This window comes from Nostoc sp. DSM 114167, assembly GCF_052692655.1.
Genome location: NZ_CP195116.1, coordinates 7,800,395 through 7,824,441, shown reverse-complemented (window position 1 = coordinate 7,824,441; position 24,047 = coordinate 7,800,395). Strand labels below are relative to the sequence as shown.

Here is a 24,047-nt window from a genome sequence, read left to right as displayed (position 1 = left end):
TCCCGATCAATTTTTCTACAATTAATTTCAGCAGATATTTTAACTAGATCGGAGTAAACTTTTTAAAACTTAAAAATAGGTAACGCATCTGATTGTTTCGATCGCTCTTGAGTTTCATCGTAATTTCTCCCCCGATTGGAGTCACGAATTATTGACTACAGGACATGGCAGAGGGAATAAAAGAACTTTGCCCAGATTGAGCCACAAGCATAATATCACCGTTACCATCAACAATCCATCCTTGAGCCTCGACAATTGGGTTGCTAGATTTGGTCATAGTTGCAGTAAATAAATTATCCGCGATCGCTGTTGTTTGTGGTGGCAAATCTACCCAACCAGTAATCACTGCTCGTCCCTGCAACGGTTCGTTAGGACTTTGGGGTAATCCACCGCGTCCGGTAGCGATAAAACGACTAGCGTTTTGTCCTCTTTTAGGAGTGCAACCTTGAGCAATTTGTTGGGATACATCCACGAGGTTAGAGGGTAGTTGAATTAAGCCGCGACTGGGGTCAGTATCTGGACTGTTGATAGTTACTTCCCCGCTCACCCCCAATTCTGAACTTGCGGTAATGTCGCTGTTTTCAGTTGGGCTTTTTTGCGGGAGAATACCGAAAATCCCGTTTGTTGTAATGTCAACTCTACCACCAGTGCCAGTAAAAGCATTAGCGCTGATATCGCTATTTTCTTTAGGAACGGCGACAATGAAAGGGCTATTAATGGTGATGTTACCGCCATCGCCACCGAATTCGCTACTGCCAGCAGTGGTAGAAATTTGACTATGATTGCGTAGTAATAATAAGTCTTGCAACTTCAGGGTAATATTACCACCATTCCCCGCTCTGGTTATGGCGGCGATCGCTCCTTGATTATCCAGGCTCAAAGAACCAGCTTGGATGTCAAGGTTGCCTGCCGTCCCTGCGCCGGTACTACTGACAGTGACTTCACCTCCATCCCGGACACTCATCTGCTCAGTTTCAACCTTTAAACTTCCCCCACTACCAGTACCTTCTGGCGTCACCGCAGCGCTGATTTGGCTGTTAAAGTTACCATTTGCTGATTTGCCAACGACTTCTACAGATTTCGACGCATGAATTCGTAAGTTACCTGCATTGCCCACTCCAGCAGTTCCAACCGATACTACTGCACCACCTCTCACACTCAAGCGATCGGTTTCAATTGTTAAATCGCCACCGTTACCTCTGGGTGGAATCACTGTTTCGTCTGCGTCTACTTCCACACCTGCATTGATACCTGTAGCATAGAGGTTATCAATAAGTGTATCAAATACCTCTACCTCAGAAGCACGAATTGTGAGATTACCAGCGTCGCCTTGACCAAAAGTAGCGACTTGCACTTTGCCTCCATTACTGACACTCAAGCGTTTTGTCTCAATGGTCAAGTTGCCACCGCGACCTTCACCTCTAGGGTTTACCTGAGCAAATAAGCCAGCAGGATTTTCAAGATTAGATGTAAATGATTTGATTTTTCCGCTGATTCCCACTGACTCGGCAGCGTGAATAGTCAAATTTCCGGCAAACCCTTTACGGTAAACACTGCTTCCTACTTGACTGTCAATGATATTCATCGTGACAGTTTCAATGTTTATATTGCCAGCATTCCCTTGTCCAAAAGTACTGGCAGATAGTTGTCCATCTCGGACAATCAACTGATTGGTATTAATTGCCAAATCTCCTGCTGTTCCTGTACTCGATGTTTGAGTTAACAAGCTGCTGGGAAAGGGAAATAAACTATTACTATTAGTAGCAGATCCGATCAGTTTAACTGATTGGGAGGCATTGACTGTCAAACTTCCTCCAGCCCCACTACTGCTAGCTCGAGCTGAAATCGCTGCTCCATCTTGGATTAACAACTGATTGGTGTTAATCGTAATCTTTCCTGCGGGCCCTATGTCATAGGCGTTAGAACTTATTCTGCTAGGGTACCATCTATTAGGAAACTGTGGAAGAATAGCAGTACCGACTAGCTGCACTGATTCGGCATTTACTGTTATACTCCCTCCAACCCCTTTAGCTTCGCTATCGGTTATAATTCCGGCTCCATTTTGGATGAGTAACTGTCTAGTGTTAATCGTGATGTCTCCGGCGTCTCCTACTCCATTAGATGCAGCAAACATACCAGTAGAGCCTAAGTTGGGATTATCTGGAATACCGATTATTTGCACTGATTCTGAGGCATTCACAGTCAAATTTCCTGCCACACCTGCATTCGTTGTACTAGATGAAATCTTTCCTCCTGCTAAGATTTGTAACTGTCTGGTGTTAATTGTCAGGTCTCCTGCATCTCCTGTCCCAGAATTTTCAGCAAATAAACCACTGCGAATTCCAGTAGGTGATTCTCCAACGACTTGCACTGATTCAGAAGCATTTACACTCAATCCTTTTCCAGGTAATGCTCCTAAAGTGCTGGCTTCAATCTTGGAACCTCCACTAACTGTAACTCCTTTACCCCACACCTGAATAGCGCCGCCACCTTCGCCACTGGTACTGACCAAGGCTTGATTACTGAGTGAGATATCGGCTTTAGCTAGATTATCAGGAACAATCAAACTTAAATTATTACCATCCACATTCAGTCCGACTGTCCCCTCACCTGCAACTCCTGCTAATTCCACTCGCCCACCCGGAGCATTCAATTTACCTTCGTTGATGGCAATTTCTCCACCGACTAATAGCAAACTCTGGCCATCTGGTACTCGTAGACCAAAGATATTATCTCCTGCTGGTGCAATTGACCTGTTTTCAATTCTGCCAGCCTGAAGTTGATTGAATAGCAAAGCAGAAGGATTAACTGTTAGTAACAAGGAAGGAGTCTGAGGATTTGTTGCACTAAATTCCAACTCATTGCCAAACACAAAAGAATTCGCCGTACTCCCGACAAAGGAACCCGCTACATCTAAGCGTGCATTGTTGCCAAATAAAATGCCATTCGGATTAATCAAAAACAAATTTGCATTACCATTCACCCCCAATGTACCGAGAATATTCGAGATATTACTTCCCGTCACCCGTGTGAGAATATTGGAGATTCCCGTGGGATTGGCAAAATAAACTCGCTGCAATTCACCCACATTGAATTCCTGGAAACTATGGAACAGGTTTGCACCGCGAATTACTCCACCATCAATCCGATCGGCAGCACTACCTTTAATATTCACATTGGGAGTGATTTTTGAAGAGTTATCGCCCAATGTCCCATCAGGAATAATCTGGGCTAAGGCGTGATTTTCACAAGAAAATATGCCGTGAGCAAGCACTCCAATAATGCTAATAGCTTCTAATAAATCTGAGTGCCAATTCCTATTTTTACAGGTTGTCATACAGAATCAGCCTCGCTTGCTCATTTCCTACCTGTGAATATGCAATCAATTTTTTGAGAAATTTATGTACAATCAACCTTCATCTAAGTTGAAACCGAGAGTTTTTTAATAAATATATTTTTATAGGTTGGATGGAGTGAAACGCAACCCAACATTGCCACCAAATTTTATGTTGGGTTACGCTATCGCTGCACCCAACCTACAAAATTACGGTTCTCAAGGTAGACGAGGTTTAATTTCATTTCAGCAGATATTTTGACTAGATGAAAGTAAAATTTTAAAAACTTAAAATTAAGTATAGACATCTAGTGAAATTAAATATAAGCGATCGCTTTGACCGTAAAGTTAAGAATGGTAAGGAAAATCTCTCTAAACCCATTAATCCCTTGAAAGTTAGCGTACCCGAAGCATCAGGGGAATGGCTTTTAGGTGTGAGTGCGATCGCTCTGTTATCCTTTTTAAGCAGTTTCAATCAAAAATAGCACCATAGATGAATTGCTTTACCACTAGCAATAACCAGGATTTTAAATCCATTGAGTATCAAAAGAGTCTTGTCCAGCACCATAAATTAAGTCGCCATACTCCTGCCAATGAGTTAGTTCCTGCTGCGAAAGTTGGGGTGAGTGCAGCACAGAAAGATTTTCCAGTAATTGCTGCCTATTTTTTGGGGCAGTAAGTGCCAGACGCACTGCCCGATGACTTAGTGCCATTCGGTAACAATCTGTTGCTAGTGGTGGTTTTTGTTGCCAATTGGGATGCCCCTTAAGTAATGACCCCCAACGAGTACAGGTAAACGCTACTACTGGAATACCTGTCTTTGAAGCGCTGGGAAGAACATCTTCTTCAGCTTTTCGATGTGCCATATTATAGCGGAGCATCAGCACGTCAATGTGATGTGCTTCAATTAATTGTTTGGCAATGGGTAGGTTGTGAGTTGTGACTCCTACATAACGCACGAGTTTTTGCTCTTTCCAAGAATGCAGTTCGTCAAGCACCGCTTGAAGTTGACCTATGTCATCAGCAGGGGAAACATATTCAGCAAAAAATACATCCACTTGCGCGATATTTAAACGATGGCGCACACAGTCCAAGTAATTGCGTAAAGATTTTATATTCCGATTTTCACTACCTGTTGCTACCAAGGTCTGCTTACGCTTTTCTACCAACAGAGATTTCAAGCCATCCAAGAAGTTTTCCGATTCCAAATTGTAAAAGAAAAAGTAATTGATCCCCGCTTCAAATGCCAATGAAACAGTTGCAGCATCTATCGATTGCCCTGCTAAACCAAGAATGCTGGCTGGCTGTCTGTGTATGGTTACTAACTCCACGTCAACGCTCCAATTCTCACTTTTACTCTATTACACCTTCATGATGTTAGTGAAAACTCAATGAATCTTAATTTTTAATCATCTTCTGCAATGATTGATAAAAATTGGTTAACTTCTGAAAAAAGGAAGTCAGGAGTATTGAATTAGGAGCTACAAGTTGGAAACTATGCAATCATCTCACGGTTAAGTATATAGTAATTCTTAGTTACGTGAGGTACAGAAATAATGTTTTTAAACGCAGAGGCGCGCAGAGTCAAACGCAAAGGTACGCAGAGGTTTACCTAATTTTATTAGTGATTTACTCAGTACCTCAGCAGGTCGGGAAACGCTATGATAAAATATAAAATTTTTACTGTCGAATCTTATTTTACAATGATATAAGCTAATATTCTCACTCTAGAATGTATATTTCAACTAAATAAAGTAATTGAGCTTTAAAATGGTTTAACTTATGCAGAACTCTAGTTGATATTGTCACATTCGTCAAGCGTCAAAAGAATCGCTCTATGTTAGTTTAAGACCTTTTGTGTGCAATGAAAAAGCCTGGATTTATTGAGCGTCATCACCTGTGGACAGAAATCCAAAAAGAAGCATCTGAAAAGATCCAAGCTGTTGTCAAAGAACGGGATCTATTGTTGATTCGTACTGCTTGGTCAGACCAGCATGGCATCGTTCGCAGCAAATCGCTCTTACCGCAGACATTTTTCAGCGCCTTAGAAAACGGTATGCAAATCAGCACAGGGACATTCCTGTTTGATACTGGTGGTGCAATAGTATTTAACCCGTTTGTTCCTGGCGGTAGTTTAGATATGCCTTTGATGACAGGTGCGCCAAATCTTGTGGCTGTTCCTGACCCTGATACTTTCAAAATTCTGCCTTGGGCAAAACGTACTGGTTTTATCCTCTGTGACGAGTACTTTCAAAATGGTCAGGTAATGCCCTTTTCCAGTCGCGGTATTTTGCGCCAATCATTGGTAGAGTTACATCAAAGAGGATTGGAGTATATTGTCGGCTTAGAAGTTGAGTGGTATCTGGCAAAGTTAGAAGATCCAATGTTAGCGATCGCTAATGTTGGTACTTCTGGAAAACCTGGTGAACCTGCTAAAGTTAGCGCTGTAGAGCATAGTTTCCAATATCTTTTAGAATCCCACAATCCAGAGATTCACGACTTACTGCGCGTTTTAGCAGAAAACTTAGTTGAAATGGGATTGCCTTTAAGGAGTGTAGAAAATGAAGGAGGTGTCGGTCAATTTGAATTTACCTTTGACCCAATTCCGGCGTTGCAAGCTGCGGATACAATGATGATATTCCGCATGGCAACCAAGCAAATCTGCCGTCAACAAGGTTACATCGCCTCATTTATGTGTCGTCCAGGATTGCAAGGTTCTTCTTCCAATGGTTGGCATTTGCACCAATCCCTGGTAGACCGAACCACAGGCGAGAACGCTTTCATGTCTGCAAACTCTAAAACCCTAATGTCAGATTTAGGTAAACATTTCGTTGGTGGTCTTCTGAAACACGCCAATGCTGCTTCTGTGTTCACAACCCCGACAATTAACGGCTACAAAAGATTTAGACCTTATTCCCTAGCTCCCGATCGCGCCGGATGGGGATTGGAAAATCGAGGGGCAATGATTAGATTACAAGGTGGTTTTGATGACCCCACCACCCATATTGAAAACCGAGTTGGAGAACCAGCAGCCAATCCTTATCTGTATATGGCATCGCAATTGATTTCTGGGCTAGATGGTGTAGATCGTAAACTTGACCCTGGCTCTCCAACAGAGTCACCTTACGCGACAGAAAGTCCCACCTTACCCAAAAGTTTGCCAGAGGCGATTTCATATTTGAGCCAAAGCGAAGTTTTTGCTCAAAAAATGGGGCAGCAGTTCATCAACTTCATCATTAAGATGAAACAGAGTGAAATTAATCGCTTTTTGCAGTCCGTTGCCGATCGGCTACCAGAAGAGTATTTAAAGCAGGTGACTAACTGGGAGCAAAGAGAATATTTTGAATTATTTTGAAGTGAATAAGCTAGTACTGTTTCACAATTGCGCCCCGTCCATACTTGCTGTAAGAAAAATTATTATATTTTTAACTTTATACAAGCATAATTACACAAAAGTAAATATTTATTAAAAAATAAATTAATACTTATTTTGGTAAGTCAAACCTCGCCAATTTCCGAGGTTGAGTTGATGTATAAACTCTTATTTTGGCAAAGGTATTAGTATGTATTATGTCATATAATACAGGAGATATTTAAGTTCAGTTTTTATAGGAGAAAGATTGTGTCTGAAAACAAACCAGAAAAGTTGAATTCACAAGCAGTACCATTCTTTGCTCGATTCTTGGAAGGGCAAAGCCTTGAAGACCTTTCTGATGAAGACTCAAAAGCGATTATCGGTGGTAAATGTAATAATGCCACAAACAAGAAAGATGATGAAATTGTAACAACTCTGAAGTATCCATCCGATCAAGAAGATGGCGCAGTAACTACTAAGAAGTATCCTTCTGATAGTGATGAATACGCTGTTACTCAGAAGTATCCTTCAGATGGTGATGACAGTTCGCCGTCTAAACCTGTATAGCTGCATACTTTTGATTACACCAGAGATGCGGTTTTAAAACTATTGTCAGTATAAAAATATAGTTAGTGCCAACTTCGTCTAGGGGTTGGCTTCTCATTAAAATTAAGTTCACTTGTTTAATATTTTGCTTTCTCAAGAGTTAACAATAGTGAAAATGCAAAAACTAATAAAAATATTTTATGCACCTCGATCGTAATGTAGTTTTATTAATCACCCATAGTGGTGATTACTTTACAATAGATAGAGTTGCAGAAGCAGTATCAAAACTAGGCGCACAGCCATTTCGTTTTGATACTGATAAGTTTCCGATCGCACTCCAACTCCAGGCTAATTTAAGTAACTCTGGTAGCAACCATACATTGATATATAAGGATCGCTCCCTGAACACCGAGCAAGTGCAAGCAGTATGGATGCGGCGTATTTGGCAACCCGATCTCGGTCAAGAATTGGCTCCCCAATTTCAAGCAGTCTGTTCTAATGAATCACTCGCAGTCTTAGATGGCTTTTGGGACAGCCTCAGAGATGCTAAGTGGGTGGATGATTTATGCCGGATAAGTGCAGCTGAAAACAAGTTACACCAACTGCGGGTTGCATCGGAAGTAGGTCTTGTCATACCTCGGACTCTCGTCACCAACAATCCTCAAGAAGCACGAGAATTTTTCCACCAAGTTAAGGGAAAAATGATTGTCAAGCTGCTTAGACCTCTTTCTTCTGGGATGCAAGCCTCCTCTTTTTTCATGTATACCAGCGTCGTTAAAGAAGAAGACTTACTTGATGCTGAAACACTGCGCTATTGTCCAGTTATGTTTCAAGAACAAATCCCTAAACAGCAAGAACTACGAGCAGTATATGTGAATGGCAATCTCTTTGTCGGGGCGCTAGATGCGTCTGAGTATGCAGCATCTACTCAGGATTGGCGACGTGAGACAAAAAAGATTCTTACCTGGCAACCAGAGCAATTACCCGATCGACTAATCCGTTGTTTGGATGCCTTTATGGCTAAGTTTGGACTGGTTTTTGGAGCATTTGATTTTATTAAAACACCATCAGGAGAATATGTTTTTTTAGAAATTAATCCTACAGGAGAGTGGGGGATGCTGGAGAGAGATTTAGACTATCCAATTGCTCAAGCGATCGCATCTGCACTACTTTCAACAAGTCCGAAGTAAAATGCTCTTATTTAAAAATCCCAAACCAACTGATAACTTCTATATTTATCTGTAGCGTACTTCATTCTCCATATTTGTAAATGACTGTTTTAATCATTACTCACAGCCAAGATAACGAAAGTATTCCTTTAGTTATTCAGGCAATTGAAGCCCAAGGAAAGAAAGCATTTCGTTTTGACACAGACCGATTTCCCACAGAAATGCAGTTAGATATTTACTATGGTAGTAGTCAGCGAGTGATTCTGAGTGTCGATGACCAGACATTAGATTTAAATGAAGTGTCAGCAGTTTGGTATCGGCGCATTGCAATTGGGTCAAAAATTCCCAACTCGATGGACAGGCAACTTAGAGAAGCCTCACTGAAAGAATCTCGCGTCTGCATTGAGGGAATGATTGCTAGTATCAGGGGCTTTCATCTTGACCCTCTGCCAAATATTCGCCGAGCCGAAAATAAGCAACTGCAATTAGAAATAGCAAGAGATATCGGTCTAGATACGCCTCGCACTCTGACCACAAATAATCCCATAGCAGTAAAGCAATTTGCCCAAGAGTGTCAGCAGGGAATGATTACCAAAATGCTGTCTTCTTTCGCTATTTATGATGAACAAGGGCGAGAAAAAGTTGTGTTTACAAATCCAATTTCCTCAGAGGATCTAGACAACCTTGATGGCTTACGTTTCTGCCCAATGACATTTCAGGAGAAGATTCCCAAGGCATTGGAATTGCGGACAATTATTGTCGGTAAACGCGTGCTAACGGCTGCGGTTAATTCTCAAGCTTTGGATAAGGCACGTTACGACTGGCGCAAACAGGGAATCGCCTTACTCGACGCTTGGGAGTCATACACTTTGCCCGAAGATGTCGAAGAGAAATTGCTCAAACTCATGGCAGAATTTGGTTTAAATTATGGGGCGCTTGATATTATTTTGACTCCTGATGGTCGTCATGTATTCCTGGAAGTTAACCCAGTTGGCGAGTTCTTCTGGCTGGAACGCTGTCCTGGTTTACCGATTTCCCAGGCGATCGCTGAGGTTTTAACTAATTCACCTAATTGATTACAATTTCTCTTTAGCTGGCGTTGCAATACCGCGTTTAACTAGACCCGCTTCTAGTTCCTGAATGAATTTTAAATCTTCCTCTAATAGAGGCTGGCTTTCGCTAGAAGAAAGATTTTTTTCCATAAAAGCAAATGCTTGCCGAAATTGACGCGGATTTGCTTTAATTAGCGATTCAAAGTGACAGGGAATAATCTGCTGAAAATCCCAACTTGCAACTGTATCAGCCCATTTGAGTACTTGGCTTGGTGCTTGAGGAAAAATGAGAATTTGCAAAATCGGTGCGACAAACGGTCGTCCCTGACCTCGTAGAGCGTCGAATGCCTGCTTCCAGTTTTCTTGCCAGCGAAAAGGAAATAAACCTAAGTACGTTTTTAGCGATCGCTGTGGTGCTTTGAGAGCATCACGAAACATCTGTCCAATTGAAGTAACTTCCAAAGCACTTGGACGGAAGTAAAGGGCAAACAGTGAAATGCGTTGCCATCCCTTACGACGATTGTCTTCATTGTCCTCGATCGTCTCCCAGGCATTGTCCCTAGCATGAAACAGTAAGGGATAAGGATCTAATTGGAGAATTTCTGGTGGGTCAACTGGCACAGAAAGTATCGAATCAGTTACAAGTAGAGTACGCGATCGCTTGTGAAACAATGCAACTTCTGCAAAAGATCCTCGTCCTAAGTCAATGTCCAATGTTGCATAGTCAAACTCCAGAGCAAAGGGAGCAAGGCTTGAGTCCTCTGGGAGTTCTTGAGTTCGTTTTTGGGGAAAACCTAGCCAACTAAGCGGCAGATTGAACGGGAAACTCCACTGGTGCGGGGCAACAAACACTTGTGCTTGAGGAAAGCGACGAGCAAAAGGGCCAACGAAGACTTTATGCTCCAGACCAGAACTAGTTGGCAGTAAGATATACTTAACTTCACCGTGCTTTGCTACCAACTCATTAACCAAGCGGACACACTCAGTTGTGGGAGCAACGGGTGCATAAACCAGAAGTCCTCCGCCAGAGAGCTTGACGACAGTCATGCGAATCGGCACGATGGTGTAGAGAATGCCGTGAAGCTGATCGAATGTCCAGATAGTGTCCTGAACTATTTCCTGACGAAGTGTCCGCCGCCTGCCGTAGGGATAGAGTGGGACAGCAGCCCAGAATGGCCATGACCAATCCTTGGGGTTGTTCAAAGGAGACATCCCTCGATCTTGTAGTTCAACCTTCGACTTAGATCCTTGTGAATTCATCGTCGTTCCATTGTCCTGGCAAGGGCCAGTTATGAGAGTGCTGTAGTGGCTATAAGAATTGATATAGCACGCTTGTCGGGCGAGGGCAACTGGCTAAAATCCCTACACAACACTTGTCGGTAAAAGATTCTTTTTACCGAAAGTTTACCGCGATCAAGGCCCTTGTTGAGAGTGCGATCGCGGTAAACTGGTTGAGCTTTGTAAGTAGATTAGACTTTGCAACTAAGTACAGCTTTGTGTAAAATCGTGGCGAATTGAGGTATGAGATTTAAACGCAAAGGGCGCAGAGGGAAGCGCAGAGGCACGCAGAGAATTCGCTACGAATTAATGAAATGTTGTCTAAGTTACTATATGTAGCAGTAAATTCCGACTTCTACTTCTCTTGTAAAGAGTCATTTTGTAAAAAGGTAAAAAATCACTCTTTTTTCGATTGTGGTGTAATAATATTAGTACAGAATGTAAATTTTGTAAATTTTTACCAAATTGTACAAAGTTTACCTTTTAACTGTAATTTATTAATTTTGTGAGGCACTATGACTGGTATAAGTGCAACAGAAGCTCGTGCAAATTTTCAAGAGCTTATTAGTCGTGCTGAGTATAAGCGTGAGCGTATTGTGATTGAGCGTCATGGTAAACCTGCTGTAGCGATTATCAGTCTTGATGATTTGAAATTGCTTGAAGCTATAGAAGACGCTATTGATTCAGAGGCGCTTCGCCGTGCAGTTAGTGAAAATGATGGTTTTACTACATTAGACGCAATTAGTGCCAAGCGTGGAGATGAGCGAACGCTATAGTTTGAGGATTGCTAAGACTGCTGAAAAGGATTTGAATGATTTACAAGCTAAACAATATAAGCAAGTTGTAGCTAAAATTCTTTCGCTTCAAGGTAATTCTCAACCCCAGGACTGTAAGGCATTGAAGGGTTATGAAGGTGGCTATCGTGTCGATCAAGGTGAGTACAGGATTCTTTACACTATTGACCACGATAACCAGATGATTGATGTTTTTCGTGTTGGCAAGAGGAATGATGGTGAAGTCTACAAAAATTTGTAGTTTTTCCGGCTTCACTTCTTTTTGCATTGAGTAGCGTTGCAGTAACTTCCAACTTCAACTTCCAACTTCACCAGCTAGTTGGTGGAAGTTGGAAGTCAGGAGTTAGAAGTCAGGGGTCAATTGCGATCGCTGATGACCGTTGCAGTTTTTGTTGCACCTAAACTGCGATCGCGAATGAGCCGACGGTGAGTAACTAACCAACTCCCACCAGTTCAGTAATAAATACTACTAGAATTTCGATAGGAGGTAAAAACAATGCTACAAACCATTGAAGGAATTTATAAAAACGGCAAAATCGAACTAGCTGAAAAACCACAAGGTATTACTGAAAGCAAAGTCTTTGTTACTTTCTTAGAAACAAAGCCTATAACTTGGCCAGAAACTATTATGCAACATCAAGGTGTAGTAGAAAGTATTATTTTTGAGTCCTACCGAGACGAACTGCTACCACCTAACGAAATCGAGTTTTAATGATGGGTTATTTACTCGATACCTGCGTCATTAGTGATTTTGTCAAGGGAGAAAAAAATACTCTCAAGCTATTAAAGTCTACTACTCCCACAGATATTTTTATTTCTTCCTTAACAGTAATGGAGGTTAAGTACGGATTAGCAATCAATCCTCAACGTGCCTTAAAAATCCAATCATTGATTGAAGCATTGTTAGGTTCGATTACAATTTTACCTTTTGGTGTGGAAGAAGCAGAACAAGCTGCCCAAATTAGAAGTATTTTGAAAACAGCGGGTACTCCTATCGGTTCTTATGATCTATTGATCGCAGCAACAGCACTAACTCACAATCATGTTGTTGTAACATCTAATGTTTGAGAATTTCAAAGAGTAAACGGCTTGCAAATAGAGAATTGGCGTTCTTCTTAAATTACATATCAATCAATGTATTGGAAATGGGGCTTTAGGCTATTAATCGGATTTTTGGGGCTATGGCTACTGTTGGATCTGGGTTCCCGTCTGGGAGCAGAAATTTTTTGGTTTCGGGAAGTTGGCTATCTCCAAGTATTTTTGTTGAGGCTGCTGACTCGTGGTATTTTGTGGGTAGTTGTGGCTGGAATAACTGCTGCCTATCTACTGTTAAACCTGGCTTTAGCACAACGGCTAAAATATTCTCAGTCTCTAAAGATTGAGCAACCAGAACTCAACAGTGAATTAACAAATTTTCTCAGTCCTAATTATCCAAGACGCAACGAAACCCGGATACTTGCGCCGCAACGCCTGAAAGCATTAAAATTGCGCTGGTTATTACCCTTAACTCTGATATTGAGCTTGTTAATCGGGTTAATGCTGGCTCACTATGGTCAAATTGCTCTTTTCTACTGGCATTCTCCAGTTAATCAGGCTATTCTACCCGTTCCCGCTCTATTTCGACCGGAGACAATTTGGCAACTTTTGAGGCAGATTCTCTCTCAAGTCTGGTATCTCGGTTTAATTGGGGGAGTAGCGATCGCCATTTTAATCTATCCGCAATTTTTACTGACTGCGATCGCAATTCTCTCTAGTCCCATTTTTGCCTTCATCATCTTCCGACACTGGCCCAAGGTGCTGGAATATTTGCACCCTACCCTTTTCAACAGCACTGAGCCTTTATTTGGTCTAGATATCAGCTTTTACGTATTTTCTTTACCTTTTTGGGAACTGCTAGAACTCTGGCTGATGGGTTTATGTTTGTATGGCTTTGTCGCTGTTACTCTCACTTATCTTTTGTCGGCGGATAGTTTGAGTCAGGGGATTTTCCCTGGTTTTTCACCCCAGCAGCAGCGTCATTTATTCGGTATGGGTGGCTTGTTGATGCTGGTAGTGGCTTTTAGTTATTGGCAAAGTCGCTATGAACTGGTGTATTCTAGCCGGGGAGTGAGTTATGGTGCTAGCTATACCGATGTGACAGCCCAGTTGCCAGCTTACACCGTTTTGGGCATTGTGGCAGTAGCGATCGCAACTTACCTCCTTTGGCGAACGTTTTTCTGGAAATCCAAATCTCGGTATCCTCGCTTTGTCTTTTATGGGTTAGGGGTTTATTTAGTATTAGTTATAGCTGCTGATGTTGTCTTACCTACTGTGGTGCAATATTTAATTGTCCAACCTAATGAGTTGCAGCGAGAGCAACCCTACATTCAGCGGACTATTGCCTTAACTCGCCAAGCATTCGATTTAGAGGCGATCGATTCTAGAAGCTTCAACCCGCAAGGAACACTGACTGAAGTTGATATTCAAAAGAATGCCTCGACAATTCGGAATATTCGCCTGTGGGATGAGCGACCACTTTTAGAAACTAACCGTCAACTGCAACAAATTCGGCCCTATTATCGGTTCCCCGATGCCGATATCGATCGATATACTCTCAAAACAGATGATCCTTCACCTCGACCACCTGCTCCCCAAAAGCCGCCAGAACCTAAGCAAGAAGCCCTTGACTCAACAGAACGGCGGCAAGTATTAATTGCTGCGCGAGAATTAGACTACACTGCCGTACCACAGGAAGCTCAAACATGGGTTAATCGCCATTTAATTTATACTCACGGTTTCGGGTTTACTGTTAGTCCAGTTAATACAGTTGGGCCGGGTGGACTACCAGAATATTTTGTTAAAGATATTAGTGGTAATAGTAGCACTCTCACAACTTCTAATGAAGCCGTTCGTCAAAGTATTCCGATTGGGCAACCCCGGATTTATTACGGTGAAATTACCAATACTTATGTAATGACTGGCACAAAAGTTAGAGAGCTAGACTACCCTAGCGGTAGTGATAATGTTTACAACTCTTATGAAGGTCTAGGTGGCGTTGAAATCGGTTCAATATGGCGACGGTGGCTATTTGCGATGTATTTGAAAGATTGGCAGATGGTGCTGACACGGGACTTTTTGCCAGATACAAAAGTGCTACTGCGACGAAATGTCAAGGAAAGAATTCAAGCGATCGCCCCTTTTTTGAAATTTGACAGCGACCCTTATTTAGTTGCTGCTGCTGCTAATCAAGATTTTCCCAGCAATCCCAGCTATCTTTATTGGATTGTTGACGCTTACACAACGAGCGATCGCTATCCCTATTCAGACACTGGTAGCGATGGTATCAACTACATTCGCAACTCGATCAAGGTAGTGATTGATGCCTATCACGGTACTGTTAACTTTTATATTGCCGATCGCAGCGATCCGATTATTGCTACTTGGTCAGCGATATTTCCCAATATGTTCAAACCGCTCAGTACAATGCCAGTCAATCTCCGCAGTCATACCCGATATCCGGAGGACTTTTTCAAAATTCAATCTGAGCGGTTGATGACTTACCACATGACCGACCCCCAAGTATTTTACAACCGGGAAGACCAGTGGCAGATTCCTAATGAAATCTATGGCAGTGAACCCCGTCCGGTAGAGCCGTATTATTTGATTACTAGTTTACCCACTGTAGACTTTGTTGGCGTTCGCGAAGGCTCTCGTAGAGAAGAATTTCTGCTGTTTTTACCTTATACTCCCAAACAGCGGACTAATTTAATCGCTTGGTTAGCGGCGCGATCGGATGGCAAAAACTACGGTAAGCTGCTGCTATATGTCTTTCCTAAAGAACGCCTGATTTACGGAACAGAGCAAATCGAGGCGCGGATTAACCAAGACCCAGTAATTTCTCAGCAAATTTCCTTGTGGAATCGCCAAGGTTCGAGAGCGATTCAAGGCAATCTACTAGTAATCCCCATTCAGCAATCGCTGCTGTATGTCGAGCCAATCTATCTAGAAGCCACACAGAATAGTCTGCCAACTTTGGTACGAGTAGTAGTAGCTTACGAAAACCGGATTGTCATGGCGCAAACCTTAGAACAAGCATTGCAAGGAATCTTTAAACCAGAAGTTACACCAGCCCCGGCGATTATCCGTCCCTTTGAAGAAGCAGCCCCGCCCGGTTAAGTAGGGGCGCAAGGCTTTGCGCCCCTACAAATCTATAAATAATTTGGGATAATTTATTTTTGAGAAAAGAATGCAACAAATAGTTGTAGAGACGCGATTCATCACGTCTTTACAAATGGATGTGTTGCAATCATTGACTGGAGGCAGAGCCTCTAAATCAACGTGAGTTCGATGAACCTCTCCCGGACAGCCTCCTTCTTTGAAACCCAAAGGGAGGAGCAACGAAAAATTAAGCTTTTTGCTCCCCTCTCCGTGTCGGAGAGGGGTTGGGGGCAATACGGTTCGGTTAAAGGGGAAAGGGTAAAGGGGAAAGGGGAATAAAAAACCTTTAACCCTTACCCATTTCCCTTTTCCCCAAACCCTATTTTGAGTTCAAAATGCTTATCTGAACCGTATTGGGGTTGGGGGAGAGGTTAAATAAGACTTGTCGAATTCACGTTAAATCAGGCATTTCCATCCAGAGCATGGAATCTAATACTTTCAGATTTGACGCAATAAAAAACCCCACTAACTTATAGAAAGTGGAGCAATCAATGTTACAAATTTAGGAGTCACTCATCGTTAAAATCGCTATTTGTACTAGACTAGCGCAATTATTCTAAAGCTTTCTTCAGTTCGTCTTTAATATTTTCTACGGTGTGATCGATTTGGGCTTCAGCTTGCTTTGCTTGCCCTTCAGTTTTATCTTGTGGATTACCTGTGACTTCACCCACAATCTCTTGAATTTTTCCTTCAATATTTTTTGCAGTCGCTTCTATTCTCTTTTCGACACTCATGGTTTTTATCTCCAGCTTGTAGTTGATTTAGAGAACTCCAAAGATAACAAGACTTACGCAACTGGCATATTATTTTCAGTTCGTAGTGTTCGCGCACTTGTACTGAGCAAAGCCGAAGTAGCGTCTCGAACGCGAGTGCGTCTCTGAAAGAGAAGAGAGGATTTTAGTCTTCAAAATAAGGGCTAAAACCCTTACTGCAAACTACAAATCCGATTTTTTTGTGACACTTGCGAAGTCCTAAGTCCTAAATAAATTACTACTTGCAAAGTGGCACGAAAAGCCCGCCCATTTCACGGGACGGGCAAGACGCTCACCCTACAGTAATAAAATATTGCTTATCTTATTACTTGTAAGTCCCTAAAGCTATTAGATAATTTAACAACTGTGTATTGTTTTTTACTTCCATCAACGGAGAGAATATTTTGGTAAATTATATCATCTTAAGATAGATGCTGGTCAGTACTGTAGCAAATAATACAAAATATAAAAATCTGATAAATAAAATTTATATATATTAAAAAAATAACTTTTTCGCAGATAAATGAACTATAAATTAAAACAAAATTTCAATAAAAGGAAAATAAAGGAGTGCCAACGAACAGTCAAAAAAATGTTTGGAAGAATGAGATTAATGACATCATTCGAGGTGCTTGTGGAGGTTTTTTGTTTGGCATACCCTTGCTGTACACAATGGAGGTTTGGTGGATTGGATCGCTGGCAAAAGCACAATTTCTCATGACGGCGATCGCATTAATGTTTATTGTGGTTTACTTGCTCAATTACACAGAAGGCTTTCGGAAACGCAGATATACAGGTCTCGCTCATCAAGCCGTAATGGATACCGTAGAAGCGATCGCGATCGGCATAGCTTGTTCTACCTTTGTGCTATTACTATTGCAAGAATTGACACCAGAAACCTCCCTAAAAGAATCTTTAGGTAAAATTATCTTTGAAAGTGTGCCATTTGCTCTCGGTGTAGCATTAGCGAATCAGTTTTTGGGAGAGACTGAAAACAGCAATGGAAAAGGACAAGGAAGCGATCGCGAAAATAACACAACCAAGAACAAAGGTGATGAGTTACAAGCCACTTTTGTAGATGTGGGTGGAACCCTGATTGGTGCAACCATAATTGCATTTAACATCGCTCCCACTGATGAAGTTCCTATGCTAGCAGCCGCAACCTCTCCACTTTGGGAGTTGGCAATGATCGCCGCATCTTTGCTGATTTCTTATGGCATTGTATTTCAGGCAGGTTTTTCTAACCAGCAAAAACGTAAAGAGCAAAAGGGAATTTTTCAACGACCATCGAGCGAAACTATTATGTCCTACTTAGTATCATTGCTAGCAGGCGCTTTTATGCTGTGGTTCTTTCAAAAATTAACTTTTAGCGACCCTTGGACAATGTGGTTAGATCATACATTGATACTGGGTTTACCTGCAACCATTGGTGGTGCAGCCGGAAGGTTAGCAATATAGGAATCCGGTTTGATTCGGAGAATTTACTTGCGTGGGTAGGGAACAGGAAATAGGGAATAGGGAACAGGAAAGAAAGCTTTCTAAGGTGTACTGAGTTTTTTCACCCAATCAAATATGAGTCCTATATGACTAAAACAGAACAACCAAAGCGCTCAATAGCTGAGTGGACAACATTCAGCATCGCCTCATTCATCTTAGCAATCATTGTGATTTTAGTAGGCTACACTTGGCTGAACGAAAAAAATCAACCTCCGATCCTTTCTGTTACAAAAAAACAAACAATTCGAGAAATTAATGGCCAGTTTTATGTTCCTTTTGAAGTTATAAATAGTGGAGGAGATACAGCTGAGTCAGTTCAGATTATGGCTGAGTTAATGATTGACGGCAAAGTTACAGAAACAGGAGAGCAACAGATTGACTTTTTATCTAGTGGGGAAAGCGAAGAAGGCGCATTTATATTCAGCCATAACCCGCGCCAAGGTCAGTTAAATCTACGTGTTGGTAGCTATAAATTGCCATAGGGGACTGATATTATGTCCGGTTAAAGACCGCTCCAGGGGCTGGCACAACTATTTTGCTACCAGACCAGTCCTAGTTTTTGCAACACAACCGAAATCCCACCGCCCGTCGTTAGTCTGCTGGAGAAAGTCTACACTGGCACTCGTAGAATAGTCGTTGTTATTTCATTGTTTTATATTTAGTACGGCTGACGTAGGGGAATCTCAATTACAAATTCTGTTCCTTGATTGAGACAAGAAACACAACGCAATTTTCCTTGATGTTTTTCTGTAATAATTTGATAACTAATTGATAAGCCTAATCCAGTACCTTTACCAATGGGTTTAGTAGTAAAAAAAGGATCGAATAATTTTTTTTGTACATTTTCTGACATACCAGAACCATTATCAGCAACACGAATAATTACCTGATTAGTATTTACAAGTTCAGTTTTAATCCGAATCTGAGGATGAGGATTATTTTGTCCAGTCATACATAATTCTTCTAAAGCATCAATCGCATTTGTTAATATATTCATAAATACTTGATTGAGTTGTCCAGCATAGCATTCTACTAATGGAATATTGCCATATTCTTTAATTGTTTCTATCCCTGGACATTTAGCTTGCTCCTGAAGACGATGCTCAAGTATCATTAAAGTACTATCGATACCATGATGAATATCTACCTCTTTCATTTCTGCCTCATCCAAGCGAGAAAAATTTCGCAGAGATAGGACAATTTCTTTGATTCTTTCGGCTCCAACTTTCATCGAAGTTAGCAATTGTGGCAAATCTGTGAGTAAAAAATCAATGTCTACTGCTTCTGCTTCGTCTTGGATTTCTGCTACTGGATTAGGATAATGTTGTTGATAAAGTTGCAACAGTTTGAGTAAATCTTGGATATATTCATTAGCTGGTGTAAGATTACCATAAATAAAGTTGACTGGGTTGTTAATTTCGTGCGCTACTCCTGCTACTAGCTGTCCTAAACTGGACATTTTTTCACTTTGCACCAGTTGAGTAGCTAATTGTGTAGCCTCTTGCCGTAATTGTGCTTCTGATTGTCGCAATACTTCTTCTGCTTGTTTGCGCTTGGTTATATCATGGAGAATAACGACATATTCTTGAAAGTTCTGATGGGGTCTGTCTGAGATAGAAACTTCCAAATTTTTGATTTTAGAATTATAAATTATGGTGTGTTCGCTACGTCTTGTCCACTGTTGGGGATAGTTAGTAAGTTCTGGCAACCATTTGTTGAGGTGATGTCCCAAAAGCGTATGTGGATTCACACCAAAAAAAAATTCAGTTGCTGGGTTTGCTTGCCAAACTATACCTTGTTCATCTGTAACGACAATACCATCTTGGGCAATCTGAAAAAGATGTTCTGCCGCCTCTCTTGCTTCCGCGATCGCCATTACCTGAGGTAAACTTGTCCAACAGGCTATAGCTACTCCTACAAATGCTACCGTCATCAGCAAAACCACAACTAAATTTTCAAAATTTACAGTTGCAGCTTTATGCCAATTCCATCCAAATAAACAGCCAACTAAAACCGCACTACACAACAGAAGAATTAAGATGCTCACTTGTAACATCACCGAATCTTGAAATAGCTTCTGCCGCCGTGAGTAATAAAGTTTTAACCACCAATTAGGACGAAAAATTGGCATCCGAATCTGGCGCACTAATACATCAATTGCTAATACACCAAACGGAACTAATAAGCCAGTTAAAAAATCTTGCCATCCCCAAGCATAGCTTGCCGTTAATAAAATTACTATTTCTAACAAACATACTCCCAAAGTCAGCGGTGGCAGCACTACATCGAACTTCGCTCGTTGTTGCCATAAACCTAAATGCAGCAGTATGAATGATATAAACCAAGCTGCATTTGTCGCTGCAATGATGTGAGATACATTACCCCAAAGAAAATAAATCAATGCCAAAATTAGGCTCAGAGCCAAAGACGGGCCAAAGACTCCACGCGGTGAGACTACAGAAAAAACTGGTGCAAGATGTTTATCTACAGCTAACTGATAGATAATTCGGGGACAGTTAGAAACAGTCGTTGCTGAACCTAATAAACAAGAACCGGCTAGTAAAAAAGTAACACTCGCCGGAGCAAAATTTCCCCAAAATGGTGTAGAAGCTGCAACAAAATTTAAAAAGCTGTTATCACCTAAATCTGGAACTGTTGCTAAACGCATGATTACCCAAGAACCACCAACCATTACTGGTAACATTAACCAAGCAGCAATCTCGAGAAACCATAGAGTTTTATGAGGCTCACGGCTATCAGCAACAAAGGATGAGGCTGTTTCACTACTATAAGTTACATAGCTAACAAAATAAAACCATTTTGCCCAATCAATAAAGCTCAAAGATGACCAATTATTCGGAAAAAAGCCAGGACTATTACTAGAAAAAGCTAAAAATCCCAGACCTTGTACACAAAAAGTAAATAGCAAGGTAAAGGCAGGAATTGCAAAAAATAAATGTAGAATGCTTAATGCACGCGTACCACTGAATGCAACCACAAAGGGTAATAATATAAAACTAATCCTGAGAATCGCCTCTGGAACACTGATACCTAATGCCTCAAGATTCACTTTGATTAAATCTGTCAGCACAACAGCATTTACTGACAGGAAAGAAAGCCAAGCCAAAAGATATCCTATTGCCCCGTAGCGGGCAATTATTGGACAATGCTGCCACACTTTAGTTGTGTAATTAGGTGTTCCGCCAGCTACATCAAATAAACTTCTACCTAAATGCTTCATCTGATAATTCAGTAACATCCCAACAATCACACCAGGAATCCAAACAAAAATAGCTTGTGTTCCCAAAGCGGCATGAATAGCCGGCACTACTGATGTCCAACCAAGATGGGATGTTAAACCAAACGCCCAAGTCTCCCAAGAACTCAAGCTACGCGGCAAACCACACAATGACGGCTGATTAGGTACAGCGCTATCAAAATCAGACATAAGTAATTACTCTAGGAAAATTGATATCAACTTCCTAGTTAGAGTTCCCATTCTGTAGGTGTAACCAACATCATGTGACTGTAAGCATAAGTTTGCGTGTGATTCGTTCAGTCGAAATGAGTAGTAATATTCAAGGATAACTGGAAAGGAAAAGAGAAATCTCTCGAACGAATGGCACTAAGAAAAGCGTAAATGTATTATTTACAAGGGTTTCATCACTTTGGAAAAATGTAGGCTAATGAAGCAGCGATCGCAAACTGAGAGTAGCAGATTATTCTGATTCTTGCCCTTAAAAGTATTAGTTTTCTAAAACCCTTACCAGGCAACTATTTCAGCTTTTGTTAGTGCCATTCTGGTTAGAGTTATAGCAGGGGACAGGGAACAGGTGACAGAGGACAGGGTTGAAAGTCTCTTGGTGTCTATGTTCTATATTCAGTTTATGTCCTAACCTACCTGGCGACCGCTATATATGTGTTAGTTGATGCCAGAAATAAATTATGAGACGAAAACTGACTGTTGAAGAACTGTTGGAGCGATATGCTACTGGGGAAAGAAACGCCCAAGTTTTGTCAGAGCAGGATATTGGAATCTGACTCTCCCTGATGGCAGATTCATTGCTGATTGGCAAACTGAAGAGATTTGACCAATTGATATTATTGGTGAAAGTTTGATTCACATTCTCGGCTAAAAGAGGAGCATTAAGCCGGTCAGTAACAGGGCCAGTAATAGCACTCGTCGAACTCACGTTATAACTAATTAGCCAGACATAATATGACAAATAAAAAAATACCCTACAATATTGCATAATCTATTTGTTGGAAGTACACCCGAACTCAACCCTCACCCCACTTGCTTTCATAGTGGGAATGCTAAGAGCGAACAAGTCGGGCATTGCCTGCACTAGTACGCTAAGAGTTGAGTTCGGATAAGCGCGATCGATCGCGTGGGTGAGATATTTCTTTACCTGACGTTGACGTAGCCTCTGTCTCCAACACGCTGTTCGCATTCGTAAAAAAGTTGAAATCTGCTGTATGAATCCTATATTTTATTGCTTGCCCATATTTTCAACACGATAGCGCCCGCATTCTGATAACCTTGAAGAAATAAAATAGTTTAAAAAAATAAACAATCGCATTTTTATTTCACCAGAGATATAAAATATGATTAACTGTTTTGAGGTAGATTTCATCAGAAATTTATAATCTTGATATTTGTATTATGTAAGTATTACAAGTATCAACTACCTTTGATATACAAAACTATCAAGGAATATTTTATATTTTTATTATTGATATTCCTAACGATGATTTATTGAGAGAATACTAGTAATTACGACCGGATTTTTGCTCGTGGAGGCAATGACCATATCTCTGCTAGTCTTGGAAACAATCTAATTGATGGTGGAGAGAGAACAATAACAAGTTGACTGCTAACGATCGCCAATGAAACATTTAAGCTCAGTTGGAGCGCTCGCAGCGATTGCTTTCACTCTCTCGATCTGAGCAAGGCATTAGACCTCTTGCAAAAGTAACTTTTGCACTCTTGCGGGAAAAGGGGAAAGGTCAAAGGGGAAAGGTTTTTTTATTCCTTTTCCCTTTCCCCCTTACCCTTTTCCCTACAAATGCCAAGAAGTCTATTGTTCGATCGTCAATATTTAATTGTTGCATTTTGATGATATTATCTTAAAAAAATTAAGGAGAAAACCTTGTGGGAGTTACGATCGAGCGATTATTTAATAAACTATCGGTAAAATATTTTTCAGCGATCGCAGCTATAATAACGGTTCTCCCATTACCAGTTAAAGCCGCTACATTTTTAGTAACTGAGCGCGCTGGTTTAGGAGGCAATGATGAAGTTAATTGGGAAAGTTTAGGTAAAGTATTTAATCCCTCTGCTCCTGATTTTTCGGCTTTTTTACCTAACTCTTTTTCAGCGACATCACAACGTGGTTTAGGCTTGGATATAAATATAACTCCAACTAATAAACCTCAAATCACTCCACCATTTGTTTTTCAAACTTTACCTCCACCTGGCATTCGGAGTAACTTCGCTCTAGGTGATTTTATTCTCTTCGGAGGTATAGATCCAACAGGTTTTATCCCTCTTCCTCCTGGTACTCCCGATCCTGGTACTCAGGGGAACGGCGGGCCTTTTTCGATTAGTTTTGCCCAGCCGGTTTTTGGCGCTGGAACTCAGATAGCTGTAGACACTAGTAAATTGAAAATTGAAAATTCGATCGCCGCTTTTGATAAAGCTAATAACCTATTGGGTACTTTCTCAGTTCCAAATATTTCGTCCTTAGCATTAGATAATTCGGCAGTATTCTTGGGGATTCGTAGTGACACTCCAAACATCTCACGGCTTGTTTTTAGCAGTTCTGCTCCACAATACGGCTTGGCTATTAATCAGGTAAGTATTCTTGCAGTTCCCGAACCAACTTATACCTTAGCGATATTAGCTTTTGGTATTTCAGGTGCTGTTTTGAAACGGCGTAAAAGTTATTGACATTCGCGCTGTATTGAAATAGTTTTCATTTAATAAGTTAGAGATTTCGGACATAATCTAACTTATGTAAGTACCTAACGTATAGCAGGAGGCAGTGTTTCGACTACGCGGCAGTTGAGC

The 24,047-nt window shown here is 41.2% G+C and carries 19 protein-coding genes; 14 read left to right on the top strand and 5 right to left on the bottom strand.

Annotated features, from left to right (window positions below):
• Positions 1–148: 148 nt before the first annotated feature.
• Entirely contained in the window at positions 149–3,337 is a 3,189-nt protein-coding gene (locus tag NSTC731_RS32885; RefSeq protein ID WP_445628611.1) for a two-partner secretion domain-containing protein, read from the bottom strand.
• A gap of 308 nt (positions 3,338–3,645) precedes the next feature.
• Between NSTC731_RS32885 and NSTC731_RS32880 the strand changes: the two genes are divergently transcribed.
• Entirely contained in the window at positions 3,646–3,819 is a 174-nt protein-coding gene (locus tag NSTC731_RS32880) for a hypothetical protein (protein WP_445628610.1), read from the top strand.
• A 42-nt stretch (positions 3,820–3,861) separates the two neighbouring features.
• On the opposite strand, the gene NSTC731_RS32875 is transcribed toward NSTC731_RS32880, so the two are convergent.
• Entirely contained in the window at positions 3,862–4,665 is an 804-nt protein-coding gene (locus NSTC731_RS32875; RefSeq protein WP_445628609.1) for an aldo/keto reductase, read from the bottom strand.
• Between the two features lie 533 nt (positions 4,666–5,198).
• On the opposite strand from NSTC731_RS32875, the gene NSTC731_RS32870 reads away from it, so the two are divergent.
• From NSTC731_RS32870 to NSTC731_RS32855, 4 genes are all read left to right on the top strand, one after another.
• Positions 5,199–6,689: a glutamine synthetase family protein gene (locus NSTC731_RS32870; protein ID WP_445628608.1), complete on the top strand. Its 1,491-nt coding sequence runs from the start codon at positions 5,199–5,201 to the stop codon at positions 6,687–6,689.
• 267 nt (positions 6,690–6,956) lie between these two features.
• On the top strand, positions 6,957–7,256 hold the full coding sequence (locus NSTC731_RS32865) for a microviridin/marinostatin family tricyclic proteinase inhibitor (protein ID WP_445628607.1): 300 nt from the start codon (positions 6,957–6,959) through the stop codon (positions 7,254–7,256).
• Positions 7,257–7,435: 179 nt separating this feature from the next.
• On the top strand, positions 7,436–8,425 hold the full coding sequence (locus NSTC731_RS32860) for an MvdC family ATP-grasp ribosomal peptide maturase (protein WP_445628606.1): 990 nt from the start codon (positions 7,436–7,438) through the stop codon (positions 8,423–8,425).
• Positions 8,426–8,505: 80 nt separating this feature from the next.
• On the top strand, positions 8,506–9,480 hold the full coding sequence (locus NSTC731_RS32855) for an MvdD family ATP-grasp ribosomal peptide maturase (protein ID WP_445628605.1): 975 nt from the start codon (positions 8,506–8,508) through the stop codon (positions 9,478–9,480).
• Here NSTC731_RS32855 and NSTC731_RS32850 read toward each other — a convergent pair whose 3' ends face one another.
• On the bottom strand, positions 9,481–10,716 hold the full coding sequence (locus NSTC731_RS32850) for a DUF4336 domain-containing protein (RefSeq protein ID WP_445628604.1): 1,236 nt from the start codon (positions 10,714–10,716) through the stop codon (positions 9,481–9,483).
• Positions 10,717–11,249: 533 nt separating this feature from the next.
• On the opposite strand from NSTC731_RS32850, the gene NSTC731_RS32845 reads away from it, so the two are divergent.
• The 5 genes from NSTC731_RS32845 (at position 11,250) to NSTC731_RS32825 (ending at position 15,683) form a co-directional block, all read left to right on the top strand.
• Complete coding sequence (locus tag NSTC731_RS32845) at positions 11,250–11,510, top strand: type II toxin-antitoxin system Phd/YefM family antitoxin (protein WP_445628603.1); 261 nt, start codon at positions 11,250–11,252, stop codon at positions 11,508–11,510.
• Entirely contained in the window at positions 11,494–11,769 is a 276-nt protein-coding gene (locus NSTC731_RS32840; RefSeq protein ID WP_445628602.1) for a type II toxin-antitoxin system RelE family toxin, read from the top strand. The genes NSTC731_RS32845 and NSTC731_RS32840 overlap by 17 nt, the downstream gene beginning before the upstream one ends.
• 255 nt (positions 11,770–12,024) lie before the next feature.
• Positions 12,025–12,240 carry a hypothetical protein gene (locus NSTC731_RS32835; protein WP_445628601.1) on the top strand — a complete coding sequence of 72 codons (216 nt, stop codon included), beginning with the start codon at positions 12,025–12,027 and terminating at the stop codon, positions 12,238–12,240.
• Positions 12,240–12,596: a type II toxin-antitoxin system VapC family toxin gene (locus tag NSTC731_RS32830; protein WP_445628600.1), complete on the top strand. Its 357-nt coding sequence runs from the start codon at positions 12,240–12,242 to the stop codon at positions 12,594–12,596. The genes NSTC731_RS32835 and NSTC731_RS32830 overlap by 1 nt, the downstream gene beginning before the upstream one ends.
• Before the next feature lie 66 nt (positions 12,597–12,662).
• Positions 12,663–15,683, top strand: a complete 3,021-nt coding sequence (locus NSTC731_RS32825; protein WP_445628599.1) for a UPF0182 family protein — start codon at positions 12,663–12,665, stop codon at positions 15,681–15,683.
• Positions 15,684–16,276: 593 nt separating this feature from the next.
• Here the strand turns inward: NSTC731_RS32825 and NSTC731_RS32820 are convergent.
• Positions 16,277–16,459 (bottom strand): CsbD family protein, encoded by a 183-nt coding sequence (locus tag NSTC731_RS32820; RefSeq protein ID WP_322693288.1) that lies wholly within the window; start codon positions 16,457–16,459, stop codon positions 16,277–16,279.
• A gap of 588 nt (positions 16,460–17,047) precedes the next feature.
• On the opposite strand from NSTC731_RS32820, the gene NSTC731_RS32815 reads away from it, so the two are divergent.
• Both NSTC731_RS32815 and NSTC731_RS32810 read left to right on the top strand, forming a co-directional pair.
• Complete coding sequence (locus NSTC731_RS32815) at positions 17,048–17,935, top strand: TIGR02587 family membrane protein (RefSeq protein WP_445628598.1); 888 nt, start codon at positions 17,048–17,050, stop codon at positions 17,933–17,935.
• 125 nt (positions 17,936–18,060) lie between these two features.
• Positions 18,061–18,456, top strand: coding sequence for a TIGR02588 family protein (locus NSTC731_RS32810; protein ID WP_445628597.1), 396 nt, complete (start codon positions 18,061–18,063; stop codon positions 18,454–18,456).
• A gap of 176 nt (positions 18,457–18,632) precedes the next feature.
• Here NSTC731_RS32810 and NSTC731_RS32805 read toward each other — a convergent pair whose 3' ends face one another.
• Entirely contained in the window at positions 18,633–21,422 is a 2,790-nt protein-coding gene (locus tag NSTC731_RS32805; protein ID WP_445628596.1) for an ATP-binding protein, read from the bottom strand.
• A gap of 1,339 nt (positions 21,423–22,761) precedes the next feature.
• Between NSTC731_RS32805 and NSTC731_RS32800 the strand changes: the two genes are divergently transcribed.
• Positions 22,762–22,848, top strand: coding sequence for a hypothetical protein (locus tag NSTC731_RS32800; protein WP_445632225.1), 87 nt, complete (start codon positions 22,762–22,764; stop codon positions 22,846–22,848).
• A 281-nt stretch (positions 22,849–23,129) separates the two neighbouring features.
• Entirely contained in the window at positions 23,130–23,927 is a 798-nt protein-coding gene (locus tag NSTC731_RS32795; RefSeq protein ID WP_445628595.1) for a hypothetical protein, read from the top strand.
• The last annotated feature ends 120 nt before the right edge of the window (positions 23,928–24,047 follow it).